Here is a 17,678-nt window from a genome sequence, read left to right on the forward strand (position 1 = left end):
CAGTGAGAGGGCTCCACGTCATACTGCATTCCTGGCGTTGGATGGAGCCTTTCACACGTTCCGTGCCCCGTGCCCAAGCGCTATGGCAATGACAGGCAGGTCTCACCGGTCCAGGGATGGCAATACGCGCTGCGGCGCGCCGTTGGCAAGCGGAGGAAGGGTAGTGGCAGACAAGTACTGCGATCTGGTCATGAAAGGCGGCATCACCAGCGGCATCGTGTATCCCAACGCGGTGCTCGCGCTGGCCCGCGAATACCGCTTCAAAAGCATCGGTGGCACTTCGGCCGGTGCGATCGCCGCTGCCGTGGCGGCCGCTGCGGCATACGGCGACCGCCGCCAGCAACTGGGCGAACACCTGCCGGGCGATGCGGGATATGGCGGCCTGTCGGCGGTGTCGGCACAGCTGTCGCGGCGTGGATTCATCTACAGCCTGTTCCAACCCGCTGCTGGCGCGCGCGCAGCGTATCGGCTGCTGGTGGTGCTGACCGGCAACGCCGGTTGGCCGCGCAAGCTGCTGTGCCTGGCCATCGCGGTGTTCCAGATCGCGCCGCTGGAAGTGCTGGTGTCCCTTGCACTGCTGCTCGGCCTGGGCTGGTGGGGCGGTGGCTGGAGCGGCGTGGCGGCGACCCTGCTGCCGTCGCTGTTGTGTGCCTATGGTGCAGGTGTAGCCGGTGCGGCGCTGCGCGTTGCACGGGTGGCGCGGCGCAACCTGCTGGGGCTGTGCAGTGGACTGAGCCGGGACGCAGGCACGCCGGCGCTGACCGAGTGGCTGCATGAAAGCCTGCAGCAGTTGTCAGGCAAACCGATGGATGCACCGCTGACCTTCGCCGATCTGCACGACGCGCCGCGTTATGCGGGCGAGCCGGACAGCCCGCATGCGATCACGCTGCAGATGATCACCACCTGCGTGTCGCACAATGAACCGCGTACCTTGCCGCTGGGCGGCGCGCAGTTCTGGTTCCTGCGCGAGGAATTCGAGCAGCTGTTCCCGGCCAGCGTGGTGCAGTGGATGGTCGACCGCGCCGGCCCACCGCGTGAAGTTGAAGGCCGCAACTACTACCATCTGCCGCAGGGCGCGTCGCTGCCGGTACTGGTGGCCACGCGCATGAGCCTCAGCTTCCCGCTGCTGATCAGCGCGGTGCCGCTGCATGAGCCCTCGCGTCGCGAGCGTCGCTGCGAGCCGACATCGACGGCTGGAGGCGAGGCCGGACACAACGTGGCCGACAGCATGGAAGGCCTGACCAGCGCAGGCCAGGCCTGTGGTCCGGTGATCACCGCGTTCCGGGTGTGCTGGTTCTCCGATGGCGGCATCAGCAGCAACTTCCCGATCCACCTGTTCGATGCCGCGCTGCCGCGCTGGCCGACCTTCGCCATCAACCTGGTCTATCCGCAACGGCCCGAGCCGGTGCAGCGCGAGGGTGACAGCCGCCAGGCGCTGGAACGCTCGGTGTTCCTGCCCACCGAGAACCGCCATGGATGGCAGCGGCACTACCAGTCCATTGCCACGCCGTTGGCGGCCGGCGAACTGGGCCGCTTCCTGTTTGCGGTGGTGGCCACCATGCAGAACTGGCGCGACCTGCTGCAGGCGCGCGCGCCCGGCTATCGCGACCGCATCGTGCATGTGAGCCTGCAGGGCGACGAGGGCGGCATGAACCTGGACATGCCACAGGAGGTGCTGACCCGCATCGCCGACAAGGGCAGCCTGGCCGGTGCACGCTTCTGTTCGTTCTCGTTCGAGAACCATTACTGGATCCGGTGGCGCAACCTGGCGTCGGCCTACCAGCGCTACACGCTGGAGATTTCGCGCACCGACGATCCGGCGCAGCAGGTGTTGGCCTATCGCGCGGCCTATGCGATGGTGGCCACGGGCACGCCGCCGCCGCCGTCGTACAAGCTGGGTTCGGAAGACAAGCGGTTGGCGTCGCAGCAGCTGTGGGGGCTGATGGTGGAGCAGGGGCGCAGTTGGGATGACCTCGGTCCCGACCTCACCGACGGCTCGCCACGGCCGTTGCCGCAGATGAAGGTGACGCCGATCTATTGATCGCTGTCCGGTAGCGCCGGGCCATGCCCGGCGGCCTTTCGTACCGCTGCGCTCGCCGGGCATGGCCCGGCGCTACCGCCTATCGCCACGCCTCGACCACCGCATCGCCCCGCAATGGTGCATACAACGGCAATGCCAGCTCCAGCTTCACCCATCCCGGGTTGAGCGCGCGCAATCCCGCCAGGTACTCGCGGGCCAATGCGGCTTCACCGTGCGACATTGCCAATCGCGCGGCACGCGCCCACGTGCGGTCCCAGCCATGCGCGAGCGCAAGCGATGTGGCCAGCGATGCGCGAGCAGTCGCAACATCGCCGCGTTCCCACTGTTGTTCGGCGCGGATGATCGCTTCGTTTGAAAGCCGCATGTCGTACAGCTCGCGCAATCGCGCTACGGCGCGCGGGTCGGCATCCACGCGCAGGTCGGTGTCCTGCCAGTCGCCGCCGGGTGTGCGCACCAGCAGCGCCGCCGACCATTGCCCGCTGCGTTGCCCGCCTGCCGCTTGTCCTGCTTGCAGCGCGGCCAACAGCCGCGCGGCAAGCTCACCGTGGGTGGCCGCAAACGCGCGTTGCATCGCCGCCAGCACCTCCGGCCCGGCCAGTCCGTTGCCTTGCACGCTCACCTTGCCCTCGCCAACGGCACCCGCCCAATCGGCCTGCTGTGCGGTGGCGCCGGTGTACTGCGCGTTGCCGCCACGCGCACTGACCAGCCCGACCTGGCGCTCGGCGATGGTGGTGCCATCGAAGTCACCATCCTCGTCCAGCAGCTGCTTGAGCACCTGCCCCGGCGCACGGCCTTTGGCCAACAGCGCAAGCCCCTTCGAGCCGTAGGTCGGGTTGGTTTCGAACTGGCTGGCGACCGCGCCGACCTTCGCCTGCGCCCACGGCACGCCGACACCGCCAACGGCGAGGTTGTGGGTGGCGACGGCCACCCCACAGTCGCCGGCGTCGTTGCAGGCGGCAATGGAGAACGTGGCCCATGCCGGCGCAGCGACGGCAGCGAGCAGAAAAGCCAGGCAGGAACGCAACAGGCACATGGGGCATCTCCAGGGCAGGCATTGCAATGGGATGCAGCCTACGCGCGGAAGGTTTAGTAGATCCACGCCATGCGTGGATGGGATCTCCATCGAAATCGAATAGTCGACAATTCATCGAAGAACATCCACGCATGGCGTGGATCTACTGTGTCGACCAAGGTCGACACCCACCAATCCCACGGAATGCCCGCTGTTGCTGTTGCTGTTGCCTTGGATTGAAGCAGGTGCAGGGCGCAGCCCTGCCGAACCAACCCCTACCTTCCCGGCAGCTGGGTAAACGCGCGCTGCATGCAGTCCTCGCGCGGGCACACCCGGCAGCCCGGTCCGATCGACACCGAATTGCCCGGGCTCTGCACGTCCAGCCCCAGCGAATACACCAGCCTGTCGGCATGCTGCAGGTCACAGCCCAGTGCCACCGCGAAGGTCTTGCGTGGCTGGCCGTGGCCCACCGGGCCGCTGCTGACCTGCCGTGCCAGCCAGAAATGACGGCGGCCATCAGGCATGCGCGCGGTCTGGGTGAGGATGCGTCCGGGCTGGTTGAACGCCTCGTAGACGATCCACAACGGGCACGAACCACCCACCTGCGAGAAGTGGAAATCGGTGGCCGAGTGGCGCTTGGAGACATTGCCGGCGCGGTCCACGCGGATGAAGAAGAATGGCAGGCCGGGTGCGCTGCGGCGTGCCAGCGTACTCAAGCGATGGCAGACCGCCTCGAATCCCACGCCGAACTGGTGCGCCAGCAGCTCGATGTCATAGCTGCTGGCTTCGGCCGCGCGCAGGAAGCGCATGTACGGCATCACCAGCGCCCCGGCGAAATAGTTGGACAGGCCGATGCGCGCCTGCGCGATGCGCGCATCGTCAGTGAAGCCGGTGCGCGCGATCACCGCATCGATCTGCGGCAGGTAGCCGCGCAGCGCCAGCTCGACCGCCATCTGGAACGCCTGCTGGCCCGGCTCCAGGTAATCGGGCAGCCACAACGTGCGGCTGCCGGCATCGTACTGGCGCTTCTCGCGCCCGGCCTGCAGCGCGGCCACTTCCACCAGCACACCGTGGCGATCGGCCAGCAACTGGCGCAGCCGGGGTGCCACGTGTCCCGGCGCCAGCCCCCATTCGGCGAACAGCTGCTCGGCCAGTTCATCCAGTTCGGGGATGTGGTTGTGCATCCGGTTGAAGAACTCGCGCACCTGGTCACCGGCCGGCAGCGTGCTGCCCGCGCCTGGCTCGCCCAACTGGAATTCCAGCGCGGCGGCATGCTCGCGCAATGCGAGGTGGCGGCGGTGCAGGTCCAGCAGCGCGCGGCTGACCTGCGGCAGGTTGCCGGCCAGCGCGCGCAGCTCGGTGGCGCTGACATCGGCCAGGCCCAGGTCGCGCAGGGTCTCGCCCAGCGACTCCTGCAGCGCGGCGGGCTCATTGTCGTCGAACAGGGCGGAAACATCGCCCAATACCTCGCCCAGCTTCTTTTGCACGGCAGGCGTCAGCGGGCGCTTGTTGCGCTCGATCTGGTTCAGGTAGCTGGCCGACAGCCCCAGTGCGCGGGCAAGGTCGGCCTGGCTGTAGCCGCGCTGCTCGCGCAGGCGCAGCAGACGCAGACCGAGTTGGCGCTGGGGGGCTGAATAATTCACAGAATTAACAGGAATCGTGGCGGGCATTGGCCAGATTAAGCGGATTCAGGCCGGAAATCGAGGTGCGTGCTGTGAATAATGCCAAGCATCTTTCGCACCCCGTGGATTGTCGTCATGACTGTTGCAGCGCCCCGTATCCGCATGCTGATCGATGGCCAGTTCGTTGAATCGGCCACCTCCCACTGGCAGGACGTGATCAATCCGGCCACCCAGGACGTGCTGGCCCAGGTGCCGTTCGCCACCACGGGTGAAGTCGACGCGGCCGTGGCCGCCGCCAAGGAAGCCTTCAAGACCTGGCGCAAGACCCCGATCGGTACCCGCGCGCGCATCTTCCTGAAGTACCAGCAGCTGATCCGCGAAAACATGAGCGAGCTGGCGCACATCCTCACCGCCGAACAGGGCAAGACGCTGCCGGACGCCGAAGGCGATGTGTTCCGCGGCCTGGAAGTGGTCGAGCATGCGGCCGCCATCGGCAACCTGCAGCTGGGCGAGCTGGCCAACAACGTGGCCAATGGCGTGGACACCTACTCGATCATGCAGCCGCTGGGCGTGTGCGCAGGCATCACCCCGTTCAACTTCCCGGCGATGATCCCGCTGTGGATGTTCCCGATGGCCATTGCCACCGGCAACACCTTCATCCTCAAGCCGTCCGAGCAGGACCCGATGGTCACCATGCGCCTGGTCGAGCTTGCCCTGGAAGCGGGCATCCCGAAGGGCGTGCTGAACGTCGTCCACGGTGGCGAGGAAGTGGTCAACGCCATCTGCGACCACCCGGACATCAAGGCCGTTTCGTTCGTCGGTTCCACCCGCGTCGGCACCCACGTGTACAACCGCGCCTCGCTGGCCGGCAAGCGCGTGCAGTGCATGATGGGCGCCAAGAACCACGCCGTGGTGCTGCCGGACGCCAACAAGGAGCAGACCCTCAACGCGATGGTCGGTGCTGCGTTCGGTGCGGCCGGCCAGCGCTGCATGGCCGCCTCGACCCTGGTGCTGGTCGGTGAAGCGCGCGGTTGGGTACAGGACCTGGTCGAGAAGGCCAAGACCCTGAAGGTCAGCGGTGGCACGGTTGCCGGTACTGACGTCGGTCCGGTCATTTCCTGCAGCGCCCGTGAGCGTGTCGAAGGCCTGATCGCGTCGGGTGTGGAGCAGGGCGCCAAGCTGGTGCTCGATGGCCGCAAGCCGCAGGTCGATGGGTTCGAGAAGGGCAACTTCGTCGGCCCGACCATCTTTGCCGGTGTCACCACCGACATGCGCATCTACCAGGAAGAAATCTTCGGGCCGGTGCTGGTCATCCTCGAAGCGGAAACGCTGGATGAGGCCATCGCCATGGTCAACAGCAATCCGAACGGCAACGGCACCGCGCTGTTCACCCAGAGCGGCGCCGCTGCACGTCGCTTCCAGGAAGACATCGACGTCGGCCAGGTCGGCATCAACGTGCCGATCCCGGTGCCGGTGCCGCTGTTCTCGTTCACCGGTTCGCGCGCTTCCAAGCTCGGCGACCTGGGCCCGTACGGCAAGCAGGTGGTGCTGTTCTACACGCAGACCAAGACCGTCACCGCGCGCTGGTTCGACGACGAGACGCTGAGCCACGGCGTCAACACCACGATCAGCCTGAAGTAACAGCAGGGAGCAGCCATGAGCCACTCGATGACGACGGAACAGGAAGAAGCGCAGCAGGCGTACCGCGAAGCGGCGCGCGACTTCGCACAGGCCGAACTGGCGCCGCACGCCGCGCGATGGGATGCGGAGGGCATCTTTCCGCGCGAGGCGATCGCCAAGGCCGGTGAACTGGGCTTCTGCGGTCTGTACATGGACCCGGAAGTGGGCGGCAGCGGCCTGAGCCGACTGGACGCCGCCGTCGTCATCGAGGAGCTCGCCAACGTCGACCCGTCGACCGCGGCCTACATCAGCATCCACAACATGGCGTCGTGGATGGTGTCCACGTGGGGCCAGCCGGCCCTGCGCGATGCCTGGGGCAATGACCTGTCATCGGGCAGCAAGCTGGCCTCGTACTGCCTGACCGAACCGGGTGCCGGTTCCGATGCGGCCTCGCTGAAGACCAGCGCTGTGCGCGATGGCGATTTCTATGTGTTGAATGGCTCCAAGGCCTTCATTTCCGGCGCCGGTGCCACCGAACTGCTGGTGGTGATGGCACGCACCGGCGGTGCTGGTGCAGGCGGGGTCAGCGCGATCGCCGTGCCAGCCGACCTGCAGGGCATCAGCTACGGCCGCAAGGAAGAGAAGATGGGCTGGAACAGTCAGCCCACCCGCGGCATCACCTTCGAAAACGTCCGCGTGCCGGTCAACCATCTTCTGGGAGAGGAAGGCGGCGGCTTCAAGCTGGCGATGAAGGGGCTCGACGGCGGCCGCATCAACATCGCCGCGTGCTCGCTGGGTGCTGCGCAGGGCGCGCTGGATGCCGCGCGCCGCTACATGGGCGAGCGCCGCCAGTTCGGCAAGGCGTTGTCCGAATTCCAGGCACTGCAGTTCAAGCTGGCCGACATGGCCATCGAACTGGTCGCGGCGCGGCAGATGGTGCATACCGCCGCGCGCAAGCTCGATGCCGGTGCCAGCGATGCCAACGTGTGGTGCGCGATGGCCAAGCGTTTTGCCACCGATGCCGGCTTCAACATCTGCAACGAAGCCCTGCAGATTCACGGTGGCTACGGCTACATCCGCGAATATCCGATCGAGCGCCTGCTGCGAGACAGCCGCGTGCACCAGATCCTGGAAGGCACCAACGAGATCATGCGGGTGATCGTTGCCCGTCACCTGCTCAACACCGAAGAGGAACTGCGATGAAGGATTGGCGTACCCAGGAGCACGTGGGCCTGAAGGTCGAGGCCGATGGCCACACCGCCGTGGTCACCCTGAACAACCCGCCGGCGCATACCTGGACCGTGCACAGCCTGTCGGCGCTGCGCGACCTGGTGGGCGCGCTGAACGCAGACCGTGAGATCTACGCGCTGGTGATCACCGGTGACGGCGAGAAGTTCTTCTCCGCCGGTGCCGACCTCAACCAGTTTGCCTCCGGCGACAAGGCGGCCGCACGCGAAGCGGCGCGCCGTTTCGGTGAAGCCTTCGAGGCGCTGTCCGCGTTCCGTGGCGTATCGATTGCCGCGATCAACGGCTACGCCATGGGCGGCGGCCTGGAATGCGCGCTGGCCTGCGATCTGCGCATCATCGAAGACCACGCCCAGGTCGCGCTGCCGGAGGCCACCGTTGGCCTGCTGCCGTGCGCCGGTGGCACCCAGAACCTGCCGCGCCTGGTCGGCGAGGGCTGGGCCAAGCGCATGATCCTTCTCGGCGAGCGCATCAACGCCGAGACCGCGGTGCGGATTGGCCTGGCCGAAGAAAAGGTCGGCAAGGGCGAATCCAAGGCGCTGGCACTGGAATGGGCGAAGAAGGCTGGCAAGCAGAGCCCGACCAGCATCGCCGCCTGCAAGACCCTGGTGCAGTCCACCCGCACCGGCACCCATGCGTCGGCACTGGTGGCCGAGCGCGAGGCCTTCGTCGATCTGTTCGACACCGCCGATCAGGTCGAGGGCGTGAGTGCCTTCCTTGAAAAGCGCGCCGCGCAGTGGAAGAACGCATGACTGCGGTCGACACGAACGTTGCCGAAGCACCGGTACTGTTCGAAGAACGCGCCGCTGGCAACGGCACGCGCATCGGCATCGCCACGCTCAACGCTCCACGCACGCTCAATGGATTCTCGCTGCCTATGGCGCACCTGCTGCTGAAGCAGCTCAACGCCTGGGCCGACGACGACGGCATCGCGCTGGTGGTGCTGCAGGGCGCGGGCGAAAAGGCATTCTGTGCCGGCGGTGATCTGCACAGCCTGTACCAGAGCATGCTCGCCTACCGCGAGGCCGGCCACACGGATATCCGCGAGAACGACTACGCCGCCGAGTTCTTCGACGTCGAGTACCGCGTCGACTACCTGATCCATACCTACGCCAAGCCGATCCTGTGCTGGGGCCATGGCATCGTGATGGGCGGCGGCATCGGTCTGATGTCCGGCGCCAGCCATCGCGTGGTCAGCGAGCGTTCCAAGCTGGCCTTCCCGGAAATCACGGTCGGCCTGTTCCCGGACGTGGGTGGCAGCTGGCTGCTGCCGCGTGTGCCGGGCAACGGCGGCCTGTTCCTGGCCCTGACCGGTGCGCTGCTCAACCCCGGCGATGCGATCTATGCCGGCCTGGCCGACGTGCACGTGGCCGAGGAACGCCGCAGCGCGGTGTTCGATGCGCTTCTGCAGGTCGCGTGGTCGGCCGATGCCGCACGCAACCACGAACGCTTGTCACAGCTGCTGCTGTCGTTCGCCAGCGACGCGGCTACCGGCCCGCTGCTGGCCAATGCCGCGCAGGTCGATGCGCTGTGCGAAGGCGATGATCTCGCCGCCATCGTCGAACGCATCAGCACCCTGCAGACCGATGATGCCTGGTTGCAGGCCGCACAGAAGACGCTGGCTGCCGGTGCGCCGGGTTCGGCACGGCTGGCCTTCGAACTGCAGCGCCGCAGTGCTGGTCAGGACCTGGCGAGCGTGTACCGGCTGGAATACATCACGGCCCTGCATTGTGCTGCGCATGGCAATTTTGCCGAAGGCATCCGCGCGCTGCTGATCGACAAGGACCGCACTCCATCGTGGAACCCGGCCACGTTGGTCGATGCCAGCCGCGCATGGGCCGATACGTTCTTCGCTTCTCCCTGGGCCGATGCCGCGCATCCGCTGGCCGACCTGGGTACCCCTGTCGCTGAAAGGAGCCTGGCATGAGCCGCATTGCATTCATTGGGTTGGGCAACATGGGTGGCCCGATGGCCGCCAATCTGGTCAAGAACGGCCACACCGTGCGCGTGTTTGATCTGGTGCCGGCTGCTGTACAGGCCGCAGTCGACGCGGGCGCCAGTGCTTCTGCATCGGCACGCGAAACCCTAGCTGACGCCGAGGTGGTGATCTCGATGCTGCCGGCCAGTCGCCACGTCGAAGGCGTGTACCTGGGCGACGACGGCATCCTTGCCGCGATTCCCGCCGGTGCGCTGGTCATCGACTGCAGCACGATCGCCCCGGCCAGCGCGCGCAAGGTTTCCGAAGCGGCCGCCGCACGAGGCCTGCAGATGATCGACGCGCCGGTGTCCGGCGGCACTGCTGGCGCGCAGGCTGGCACGCTGACCTTCATCGTCGGTGGTGAGGAGGACGCGCTGGAACGCGCCCGCCCGGTGCTGCAGGCAATGGGCAAGAACATCTTCCATGTGGGCGCCAGTGGCGCCGGCCAGGTTGCCAAGCTGTGCAACAACATGGCGTTGGGTGTGATCATGGCCGTCACCGGCGAAGCCATCGCGCTTGGCGTGGCGCACGGGCTGGACCCCAAGGTGCTGTCGCAGATGATGGCGGTCAGCACTGGCCGCAGCTGGGCTACCGAAGTGTGCAACCCCTGGCCGGGCGTGCTGGAAAACGCACCGGCGTCGCGCGGCTACAGCGGCGGCTTCGGCAGCGACCTGATGCTGAAGGACATGGGCCTGGCGGTGGAAGCGGCGATGAGCGTCGGCGCCTCGATCCCGCTGGGCGAAGTGGCCCGCAATCTGTATTCGATGAATCACCAGGCCGGCCGCGGCAAGCTGGATTTCTCCAGCGTCGTGCAGCTCATTACGAGCGAGAAGTGACCTGGTAGTGCCGGCCGCTGGCCGGCAACCTCATGCCCCCTTGCGGGACAGCGAAGGTGGGATGGGCGGATGCACGGTTTCGACCGGCATCCGCCCATTTTTTTGCCCAGTCGTTTGGTAGTGCCGGCCGCTGGCCGGCATCACCGCATCAGGCAACGATCAGCGTCACGTCGATGTTGCCGCGGGTAGCGTTGGAGTACGGGCAGACGATGTGCGCCTTCTGCACCAGCTCTTCCACCTGCTCGCGCGGCACGCCCGGCACGTTGATGGTCAGCTCGGCTTCGATGCCGAAACCGGTCGGGATCTGGCCGATGCCGACCTTGCCGGTCACGGTGGTGTCGGCCGGCAGTGCGACCTTGGCCTGGCCGGCGACGAACTTCAGTGCGCCGAGGAAGCAGGCCGAATAGCCCGCAGCGAACAGCTGTTCCGGATTGGTGCCCGGGCCGCCAGCGCCGCCCAGCTCGCGCGGGGTCGACAGCTGGATGTCCAGCACGTTGTCGGAGGACACGGAACGGCCTTCGCGGCCGCCGGTGGAGGTGGCCTGGGCGGTGTACAGAACCTTTTCGATGGACATCGGGATGCTCCTGGTCAGTGGGTGGGTGGTGCGTTGGAGCCTACTTTGCCCGGATTCTGCACACGTTGGGTTACAACAAGTCCGAAAAATTTGATTGAACGTCCTGTCAGCCTAGATCGTCCATTCCCGGTCAGTGGTGAACATGATGGTCAGCCAGCGGTCCGGCGATGATTCGCCCAGCGCATCACCGATTTCGTCGCGCAGGTGATCCCACTCCAGCAGGGGCCGCGGCGGGTCGTCCTCGCGCACCACGAAGAACAGCTCGATCTGTTCACCACGGCCGACCTGGGCCACGTAGCTGCGGTGTTCAACGAAGCCGTGCTTTGCAACGATCGCCCGCCCGACCGCATCCACGTGCGCCTGCAGTTCCGGCGGCGTGACCAGCAGGATGCCGGCCAGCGCGCGCCGCACCGTGCCCAGCGGCGCGATCATCACCAGCACGCAGACGAACGCCAGAATGGCCGGATCGATGTACGGTCCGACCCATGCCCACGACGTGCCGTGCACCAGCACACCGCCGAGGAAGGCCGCCAGGTAGCAGGCCGACATGCTCGCGGCGATTACCCAGTTCTTCGCATCCAGCGCGATGAACTCCGAGCCGATGCGCCGGTTCGCACGCAGCACGAACCAGGCCAGTGCGCTCTCGGCCACGATCGACAGCGCCGCGAAAATGATCGCGGGGCCAAGCGCGATCTGCCGCCCACCCGACATCAACGCATCGACCGCATTGACCAGCGCATACAACGCCGCGCCGATCATCAACGTACCGCTCACTCCCAGCACGATCGGTTCCAGGTGCCAGAACCCCATGGTGAAGCGCTGGTTGAGGCGCGACTGCAGGGCGTCGGTCTGGGTGGACAGCGCGATCAGCCGCGCGACCAGCAGCGACAACCAGGTCATCACCACGTCGATCAGGCCGTAGATGCCATCGAAGATGATCAGCGAAGAATTGGCCAGCAGGCCGAACACCACCGCCGCTGCAGCCAACAGCAGCGAGCCGACGATGGACAGGCGCAGCACGCCCTGTTCGGTGCGTGTATCGAAGTAGCGTTCGGTGGTGGAAGGCATGCGGGAATCCAGCGGTGAACGCGCTGCGGAAGCGGCGCTACACCATTCTATCCAGACCACCGCACGCCTCTGTGACCGCACTGACGCAGGCCCCGGAAAAGTCACCAGACTGGTGACGGTTTACGGATTGACGGGTGCACACCTGCAGCGTATCTTTTCAACCACGATGACATACAAGCCTCTGGCGACCGCCGGGGGCTTTTTGCGTTTATGCCGCCCGCGGCGCCTTGTCATCGTGCTTGCGGCCCTGCCATTCATGGTGGGGCCGTTTCTGTTTCCGCCCCGACCCTGCCCCTTTTCGCGCCGTCCTAGATGACAGCGTGCGGCGTAGCCGCGTGCGCAGGGTCGGGGCATCCAACATCCATCAACGAAGGAGGATTCGATGCCCCTGCTGACACTTGAGCAGTGCCGCACGCACTGCCGTATCGACGGCGACTACGACGACGCCATCCTGGGCGACCTGCTGGCGGCCGCAACCGACGCGGCGTCGGCCTACCTGGGACGGACGCTGTTTGCCGACCAGGCGGCACTGGACCTGGCGCTTGACCAATTGCCGCAGGACATGGCGGCGGCGGTGACCGGGCATGAAGCCGCGGTTGCCGCCGCCAATGCCGAGACCAACGCGGCCAAGGCCAAGGCCATGCGCGACGTTGCTGATCGCCGCTTGGCCGTGGCCACCGAGCGCAGCGCGCAGCTGCTGCAGGGCCTGCCGGCCAACGACAGCATCCGCGCTGCGGTGCGCCTGCTGCTGGGCCATCTGTATGCGCATCGGGAAGCGGTGGTGGTTTCCACGTCCGCCTTCGACGTGCCGATTGGCAGTGCCGCCATCGCGATGGCGCTGCCGTTTGGCGTCGCCGCGCTGCTCGATCCCTATCGACTGGCGGCGACCCCATGAACGCCGGACACTTCAACCGTCGCATCCGGATCGAACGGCAGGACGGTCGAATCGATGCGTGGGGACAGCCGCTGGATGCCTGGCAACCGGTGGCGGAACTATGGACCGCGATCACCGCCGATGCCACCGACAGCGTGCAGCGGCTGACGCTTGACAGCCGACTGCCGGCAACGATCCGCCGCCAGCGGTTCCATGTCCGCCTTGCGGCCGCGCGGCAGGCCGGCATCCAGGCCGGCATGCGCATCGTGCACGACGGCAGGGTCTTCGACATTACCGGTGTTGCCCCGGACTTCAGTCGGCGCCAGACCACGGTGCTGTTCACCGAACAGTCTTCAGGCACGGCCTGAGTGACGCCAACCAGGACACTGCGATGAGTTACGAAGCACAGCTGCATGCGTTGCTGGGCCCCCTGCTGCAGGGCCGGCTGCATCCCGATGTTCCGCCGGAACCAGTCATCTACCCGTGTGCTGTCTACCAGCAGGTGGGTGGACAGTCCGTGTGGTTCAACGAAGGTTCCATTCCCGGACAGAAGCACGCTCGCGTGCAGCTGACCGTCTGGGCCGATACCCGTGCCCAGGCCAACACCCTGATCCGCGACATCGAAGACAAGGTCTGCGCGGGACTGCCGACGGCCGAGTCATTCGGCGCTGCAATCGCCGTGCATGAACCCGTGCTGCGCAAGTACGGCGCGCGGCTCGATTTCGGCCTGTGGTACGCCGACCTGTAAACCGCTTCATCCGTGCAACACCCCAACCCGGCAACCGCCGGGTTTTTCTTATCCAACGAGGAAATACACCATGGCACTCAAGCTCCCCAAGGGCACCCAGTTCGGCTTCGCACCGGTCATCTCCACCGCCATCGCTACCACCGCCATCTCCAAGGCCGCGCCGGCACTGGCCAGCGTCGCTGCCAACAGCGTCGACACCGGTGATGTGGTGGTCATTGAACTGCCGGGCTGGCCGGCACTGAACAACCGCGCGACCCGTGCCGGTGCTGAAGCCACCGGCAGCGTTGAACTGCTGGGCATCGACACCACCGACAACGTGCTGTTCCCCGCCACCAGCGGTGCGGGCGTGCTGCGCAAGGCCGGTGTCTTCGTCGACCTGGACCAGCAGGGCGACCCGACCACCGCCGGTGGCGAGCAGCAGTACTGGAGCGGCACGCTGCTGGAGGACCCGACCGGTCGCCAGGTGCAGATGCCGACCTTCAAGAACGCCAAGACCATCACCCTGCCGCTGTTCTACGATCCGAAGAAGCCGTGGTACTCGGCCCTGAAGAACGTCGACGCCAAGGGCGAACCGGTGATCCTGCGTGCCAAGCTGGTCGGCGGCGACGTGCTGTACTGGTACGGCTACCTGAGCTACAACGGCGACCCGACCATGGCCGCCAACACCCCGATGGGTACCACCGCGACCTTCACCGCGCTGGCCGACTCCATCCTGGTCGAGGGCGCCTGATGTTCCAGGTAAAGGCGCCGGAGAGCTTCAGGAGCACCCTGACCATCATCGGTCACGGTCGCGAGCAGAAGCTCAACCTGACCTACCGTCATCTGCCGGTGGCTGACTACGCCAGTCTGCTGGAGCGGTTGGCCGAGGACGAGCTGAGCGTGGCACAGGCGATCCTGGACATCGTGGTGGATTGGGATGCCGATGTGGCGCTGGACACCGCCGGCGTCGAGCTGGCGCTGCAGCAGCAGGCCGGCCTTGATGGCGCGATCATCGGTGGCTACACCCAGGCCCTGCAGGTCGCACGCAAGGGAAACTGATCGAGGCGGTGGGGGCCCTGTACTGGCGGGCCCCCACCGAGGCCGAGCTGCTGCAGCTCGGTCTGAAGGCACGTCATTTCCCGCCACCGCAAGTCACGCTGTGGCCGGAGTGCGTACTTCCCATCGAGGTTTTCTCACGGGTTTCCACCCAGTGGCGCGTCGGCGCAGGTGGCCCGATCGGGCTGGACTACAACGTGGTCTATCAGGAGCTGCAGCGCGAGGCACTCGCGCCGGACAAGCGCGATGAAGTGATGGCGGGAATCCGCATCATCGAACGCGCGGCTCTGGAGCACATGCAACAGCATTAAGCCGCCATCGGCACCTGCCGATGGCTCTATCATGGCCCCGCCACCGCGCGGGGCCTCCTTCATGCCAGGAGAATTTCATGAGCGATACAACGCTCAGTGACTCGGCTGCCGCTGTCAAAGTCAGCGCGATCGTCGCCTCCGCCGCACAAGCGGCAACGCAGAGCGTGAGCCAGCTCGCCACCGCTGCACAGCAGCTTCCGGTCCAGCTCACCCAGGCCACGGTGCTGCACCAGGCACTGAATACTGTCATGAGCAGCAGTGTTTCCATGATGAGCACACTGGTGCAGCAACTGACCGCGACGGCAATGAAAGCGGCTGCCACGCAGGCAGCTATCGAGAGCCGACAGGCCAACCCTCTGAGCACGGGTGCGCTGGGCGTCGCGCCGTTTGCTTCGATCAACGTACCCGACTTCGTTGAAAAACAGCGGAAGTACGGCAGTGGAATGCTCAACGGCGTGCCCCTGCTTCCGCCGGAGAAGAAGGAAGCGACTGAAGAAGCAGACAAGAAGACGGGCTTTGCCGGTGCAGGAAAAGGCGTGGAGGCTGCATTTGACAGCTATCTGAGCAAGGCTGAAGACACTGCGACAACGACGAAGGCGGCCTTCGACAAGGCCTTCGCCGGCGCCGAGACGGCGCTCTACAAGTTCGTGACCACGGGCAAGTCCGGCTTCCGCGACCTCACCAAGGCCATCATTGCCGATCTCGAACGCATCGCCCTGCAGCAGGCGATCGTATGGGGGGTGAAGACCATCGCCAGCTTCTTTGGCGGAGCCAGCGCAGCACCCAGTTCCAGCTTTGCGAGCGGGTTCGGCAACAACACGGGCTGGTTGAGCGGCGGCAACATGACACCCAATGCACTCGGCGGCGTCTATGCATCGCCCAGCCTGTCGGCCTACTCCGGTGGCATCTACAACACCCCGCAGTTGTTCGCCTTCGCCAAAGGCGCCGGCGTATTCGGTGAAGCGGGACCGGAAGCGATCATGCCGCTGCAGCGCGGGCCGGACGGTCGTCTCGGAGTGGCCGCGCACGGCGGTGGCGGTAGCGGTGGCGTGGGTGTAAGCATCCGCATCGACAACAACGGCGGCAAGGAAGTCACCAGCAACGAAAGCATGCTGCAGCAGTTCGGCAACGAGATCGGCCAGTTCGTGGAACGCAAGTACCGCGACCTGCAGATGCGTGACATGAAGGCTGGCGGCGTCCTCAGCAGGAGTGCAGCACGATGACCGACACCTTTACCTGGGCAGCAACCAGCCAGAGCACTGGCACCACCACCGCCACCGTCAAGCGTGCGCGCTTCGGCGATGGATACGCACAGGCCGCGCCGGATGGGCTCAATGCCCGCCTGCGCAGCTACCAGCTGCAGTTCGTCGGCAATCGCAGGACGATCAGCGAGATCGTGGCCTTCCTGGATGGCCATGTGGGCCAGAGCTTCTTCTGGCGAGGCCCGCTGGGAACCGGTCTGTACGGCTGCGACACCTATACCGACAGCCATCTGGGTGGATCGGTGTTCAGCATCACCGCGACGTTCGAACAGACGTACCAGCCGTAGGAGATGGCAATGGCAAGGAAAATCATCGACCTCGATTCCGTTCAGCCGAACGGAAAGCGGGGTGAAACACAGCGCCCGGCATTCACCAAGATCAATGAGAACTTCGCGGAGGTCTACGATGCCTTGGTCGACGTGGCGAAGATCCCGGAGACCGTGGACGATGCCATTACCGAGCGCGTCCCGGGAAGAAATCTCCTCATCAACGGTGGCCTGCAGTTCTGGCAACGCCGGAACTCTGGCCGGGTCGGCAGCGGGGCAGGAACGCTCGGGGCGGAAACATTCTTTGCCGATCGCTTCTCCAACTCTGCGTTGAACTGCAGCCAGGACATCCAGCGCGTGGTGTATGACGGCCAGCAGATCGGCTATCCGGACGACACCCGCTCCATCCTTGTCTGCACGGTCTCCGGGGCCGTCGCCAGCAGTGGTGCCTGGATGGGGCAGAGGATCGAAGGTGTGCGCAGTGCCGGCGGCGCAATCACGATTTCGGTCTGGGCGAACGGCGACGTGGCCGGCCGCAAGGTGGGGGTGCGGGTCATCCAGGACTTCGGAACCGGTGGGTCGCCTGCGGCACAGACGTCCACCGAGGCGGGTGTGCTGACGTTGACCACCGGGGCAACGCGGCAGTCGCTTACCGTTACGTTGCCGAGCACCAAGGGCAAGCAGCTGGGTAGCAACGGTAACGACCACATCTACGTGGTCTTCGATCTCTGCGCCGGTGGCTACGGAGGTGCACTGGCAGGCCAGAACGGCTCATTCGGTTTCACCCAGTTCCAGGTCGAATCCGGGCGTGCCGCGACGCGATTCGATTGGCGACCACCCGGCGTGGAACTGGCCCTGTGTCAGCGCTATTACGAGAAGAGCTACAACCTGGAGATCCAGCCCAATACGCCGCACAACGAGGGCCGTGAGGCATTCTCGCTGAACACCCAGGGGGTGGCCCACTACCAGAGCGTGCGATTCCAGGTCAGCAAGCGCGCCCATCCGTACGTGATGATCATTTCCGCTGATACCACCCAGCAGGATGGACACATCGCCGAAGACAACGTGTCCCGCGTTCCCTGCCTGGTCAACTACGCATCTCCATCCGGCTACGAAGTGAGCTGGACCAACAACCCAGGCCGATGGGGTGGGTGGTGGCACTGGTGGGCCGACGCTGAGCTCTGAT

At 65.9% G+C, this 17,678-nt stretch carries 19 protein-coding genes; 15 read left to right on the forward strand and 4 right to left on the reverse strand.

The features are described 5' to 3' along the window. Positions 1–163 precede the first annotated feature (163 nt). A complete protein-coding gene (locus QP457_RS01325; protein ID WP_286041077.1) occupies positions 164–2,041 on the forward strand; it encodes a patatin-like phospholipase family protein in 1,878 nt (625 codons plus the stop codon). Positions 2,042–2,120: 79 nt separating this feature from the next. Here QP457_RS01325 and QP457_RS01330 read toward each other — a convergent pair whose 3' ends face one another. Both QP457_RS01330 and QP457_RS01335 read right to left on the reverse strand, forming a co-directional pair. Then, entirely contained in the window at positions 2,121–3,074 is a 954-nt protein-coding gene (locus QP457_RS01330; protein WP_205407015.1) for a DUF1028 domain-containing protein, read from the reverse strand. Between the two features lie 254 nt (positions 3,075–3,328). Then, positions 3,329–4,696, reverse strand: coding sequence for a short-chain fatty acyl-CoA regulator family protein (locus tag QP457_RS01335; RefSeq protein WP_286041078.1), 1,368 nt, complete (start codon positions 4,694–4,696; stop codon positions 3,329–3,331). A 114-nt stretch (positions 4,697–4,810) separates the two neighbouring features. Here QP457_RS01335 and QP457_RS01340 point away from each other — a divergent pair, with 114 nt between their 5' ends. The 5 genes from QP457_RS01340 to mmsB are packed head-to-tail and all read left to right on the forward strand — an operon-like array spanning position 4,811 to position 10,354. Next, a complete protein-coding gene (locus tag QP457_RS01340; RefSeq protein ID WP_205405730.1) occupies positions 4,811–6,316 on the forward strand; it encodes a CoA-acylating methylmalonate-semialdehyde dehydrogenase in 1,506 nt (501 codons plus the stop codon). A gap of 15 nt (positions 6,317–6,331) precedes the next feature. Next, complete coding sequence (locus QP457_RS01345) at positions 6,332–7,498, forward strand: acyl-CoA dehydrogenase family protein (RefSeq protein ID WP_205405732.1); 1,167 nt, start codon at positions 6,332–6,334, stop codon at positions 7,496–7,498. Then, a complete protein-coding gene (locus QP457_RS01350) occupies positions 7,495–8,292 on the forward strand; it encodes an enoyl-CoA hydratase (protein WP_205405734.1) in 798 nt (265 codons plus the stop codon). Before QP457_RS01345 ends, QP457_RS01350 begins: the two co-directional genes overlap by 4 nt. Then, positions 8,289–9,467: an enoyl-CoA hydratase/isomerase family protein gene (locus QP457_RS01355; protein WP_100554434.1), complete on the forward strand. Its 1,179-nt coding sequence runs from the start codon at positions 8,289–8,291 to the stop codon at positions 9,465–9,467. The genes QP457_RS01350 and QP457_RS01355 overlap by 4 nt, the downstream gene beginning before the upstream one ends. Next, the gene (gene mmsB, locus QP457_RS01360) at positions 9,464–10,354 is read left to right on the forward strand and encodes a 3-hydroxyisobutyrate dehydrogenase (protein WP_089241468.1); all 891 of its coding nucleotides are present in this window, start codon (positions 9,464–9,466) and stop codon (positions 10,352–10,354) included. The genes QP457_RS01355 and mmsB overlap by 4 nt, the downstream gene beginning before the upstream one ends. A gap of 148 nt (positions 10,355–10,502) precedes the next feature. Here mmsB and QP457_RS01365 read toward each other — a convergent pair whose 3' ends face one another. Then, the gene (locus QP457_RS01365; RefSeq protein WP_004153735.1) at positions 10,503–10,928 is read right to left on the reverse strand and encodes an organic hydroperoxide resistance protein; all 426 of its coding nucleotides are present in this window, start codon (positions 10,926–10,928) and stop codon (positions 10,503–10,505) included. Positions 10,929–11,039: 111 nt separating this feature from the next. Next, complete coding sequence (locus tag QP457_RS01370; protein ID WP_205405735.1) at positions 11,040–11,996, reverse strand: cation transporter; 957 nt, start codon at positions 11,994–11,996, stop codon at positions 11,040–11,042. A 382-nt stretch (positions 11,997–12,378) separates the two neighbouring features. Here QP457_RS01370 and QP457_RS01375 point away from each other — a divergent pair, with 382 nt between their 5' ends. The 9 genes from QP457_RS01375 to QP457_RS01415 all read left to right on the forward strand — a co-directional run bounded on the left by QP457_RS01375 (position 12,379) and on the right by QP457_RS01415 (position 17,677). Continuing rightward, positions 12,379–12,891 (forward strand): head-tail connector protein, encoded by a 513-nt coding sequence (locus QP457_RS01375; RefSeq protein ID WP_205405737.1) that lies wholly within the window; start codon positions 12,379–12,381, stop codon positions 12,889–12,891. Beyond that, on the forward strand, positions 12,888–13,238 hold the full coding sequence (locus QP457_RS01380; RefSeq protein WP_205405739.1) for a head-tail adaptor protein: 351 nt from the start codon (positions 12,888–12,890) through the stop codon (positions 13,236–13,238). Before QP457_RS01375 ends, QP457_RS01380 begins: the two co-directional genes overlap by 4 nt. A gap of 23 nt (positions 13,239–13,261) precedes the next feature. Next, positions 13,262–13,618 (forward strand): DUF3168 domain-containing protein, encoded by a 357-nt coding sequence (locus QP457_RS01385; protein ID WP_205405740.1) that lies wholly within the window; start codon positions 13,262–13,264, stop codon positions 13,616–13,618. Positions 13,619–13,688: 70 nt separating this feature from the next. After that, complete coding sequence (locus QP457_RS01390) at positions 13,689–14,348, forward strand: phage tail protein (RefSeq protein ID WP_100554439.1); 660 nt, start codon at positions 13,689–13,691, stop codon at positions 14,346–14,348. After that, positions 14,348–14,656 carry a phage tail assembly chaperone gene (locus QP457_RS01395; RefSeq protein WP_100554440.1) on the forward strand — a complete coding sequence of 103 codons (309 nt, stop codon included), beginning with the start codon at positions 14,348–14,350 and terminating at the stop codon, positions 14,654–14,656. The genes QP457_RS01390 and QP457_RS01395 overlap by 1 nt, the downstream gene beginning before the upstream one ends. Before the next feature lie 8 nt (positions 14,657–14,664). Further along, positions 14,665–14,964 (forward strand): DUF1799 domain-containing protein, encoded by a 300-nt coding sequence (locus QP457_RS01400; protein WP_286041085.1) that lies wholly within the window; start codon positions 14,665–14,667, stop codon positions 14,962–14,964. A 20-nt stretch (positions 14,965–14,984) separates the two neighbouring features. Then, complete coding sequence (locus QP457_RS01405) at positions 14,985–16,187, forward strand: phage tail tape measure protein (protein ID WP_286041086.1); 1,203 nt, start codon at positions 14,985–14,987, stop codon at positions 16,185–16,187. Next, entirely contained in the window at positions 16,184–16,513 is a 330-nt protein-coding gene (locus QP457_RS01410; RefSeq protein WP_100554442.1) for a phage tail protein, read from the forward strand. The genes QP457_RS01405 and QP457_RS01410 overlap by 4 nt, the downstream gene beginning before the upstream one ends. A gap of 9 nt (positions 16,514–16,522) precedes the next feature. Continuing rightward, positions 16,523–17,677: a hypothetical protein gene (locus QP457_RS01415; protein ID WP_205405743.1), complete on the forward strand. Its 1,155-nt coding sequence runs from the start codon at positions 16,523–16,525 to the stop codon at positions 17,675–17,677. Position 17,678 lies beyond the last annotated feature (1 nt).

The sequence above is a fragment of the Stenotrophomonas sp. As-7 genome (assembly GCF_030291015.1).
Classification (GTDB): domain Bacteria; phylum Pseudomonadota; class Gammaproteobacteria; order Xanthomonadales; family Xanthomonadaceae; genus Stenotrophomonas; species Stenotrophomonas lactitubi.

Excerpts from the sequence above, each read along its gene's own strand:
- QP457_RS01330 (WP_205407015.1), bottom strand. The coding sequence starts at position 3,074 with ATGTGCCTGTTGCGTTCCTGCCTGGCTTTTCTGCTCGCTGCCGTCGCT.
- QP457_RS01340 (WP_205405730.1), top strand. The coding sequence starts at position 4,811 with ATGACTGTTGCAGCGCCCCGTATCCGCATGCTGATCGATGGCCAGTTC.
- QP457_RS01345 (WP_205405732.1), top strand. The coding sequence starts at position 6,332 with ATGAGCCACTCGATGACGACGGAACAGGAAGAAGCGCAGCAGGCGTAC.
- QP457_RS01350 (WP_205405734.1), top strand. The coding sequence starts at position 7,495 with ATGAAGGATTGGCGTACCCAGGAGCACGTGGGCCTGAAGGTCGAGGCC.
- QP457_RS01355 (WP_100554434.1), top strand. The coding sequence starts at position 8,289 with ATGACTGCGGTCGACACGAACGTTGCCGAAGCACCGGTACTGTTCGAA.
- mmsB (WP_089241468.1), top strand. The coding sequence starts at position 9,464 with ATGAGCCGCATTGCATTCATTGGGTTGGGCAACATGGGTGGCCCGATG.
- QP457_RS01365 (WP_004153735.1), bottom strand. The coding sequence starts at position 10,928 with ATGTCCATCGAAAAGGTTCTGTACACCGCCCAGGCCACCTCCACCGGC.
- QP457_RS01370 (WP_205405735.1), bottom strand. The coding sequence starts at position 11,996 with ATGCCTTCCACCACCGAACGCTACTTCGATACACGCACCGAACAGGGC.
- QP457_RS01375 (WP_205405737.1), top strand. The coding sequence starts at position 12,379 with ATGCCCCTGCTGACACTTGAGCAGTGCCGCACGCACTGCCGTATCGAC.
- QP457_RS01380 (WP_205405739.1), top strand. The coding sequence starts at position 12,888 with ATGAACGCCGGACACTTCAACCGTCGCATCCGGATCGAACGGCAGGAC.
- QP457_RS01385 (WP_205405740.1), top strand. The coding sequence starts at position 13,262 with ATGAGTTACGAAGCACAGCTGCATGCGTTGCTGGGCCCCCTGCTGCAG.
- QP457_RS01390 (WP_100554439.1), top strand. The coding sequence starts at position 13,689 with ATGGCACTCAAGCTCCCCAAGGGCACCCAGTTCGGCTTCGCACCGGTC.
- QP457_RS01395 (WP_100554440.1), top strand. The coding sequence starts at position 14,348 with ATGTTCCAGGTAAAGGCGCCGGAGAGCTTCAGGAGCACCCTGACCATC.
- QP457_RS01405 (WP_286041086.1), top strand. The coding sequence starts at position 14,985 with ATGGCTCTATCATGGCCCCGCCACCGCGCGGGGCCTCCTTCATGCCAG.
- QP457_RS01410 (WP_100554442.1), top strand. The coding sequence starts at position 16,184 with ATGACCGACACCTTTACCTGGGCAGCAACCAGCCAGAGCACTGGCACC.
- QP457_RS01415 (WP_205405743.1), top strand. The coding sequence starts at position 16,523 with ATGGCAAGGAAAATCATCGACCTCGATTCCGTTCAGCCGAACGGAAAG.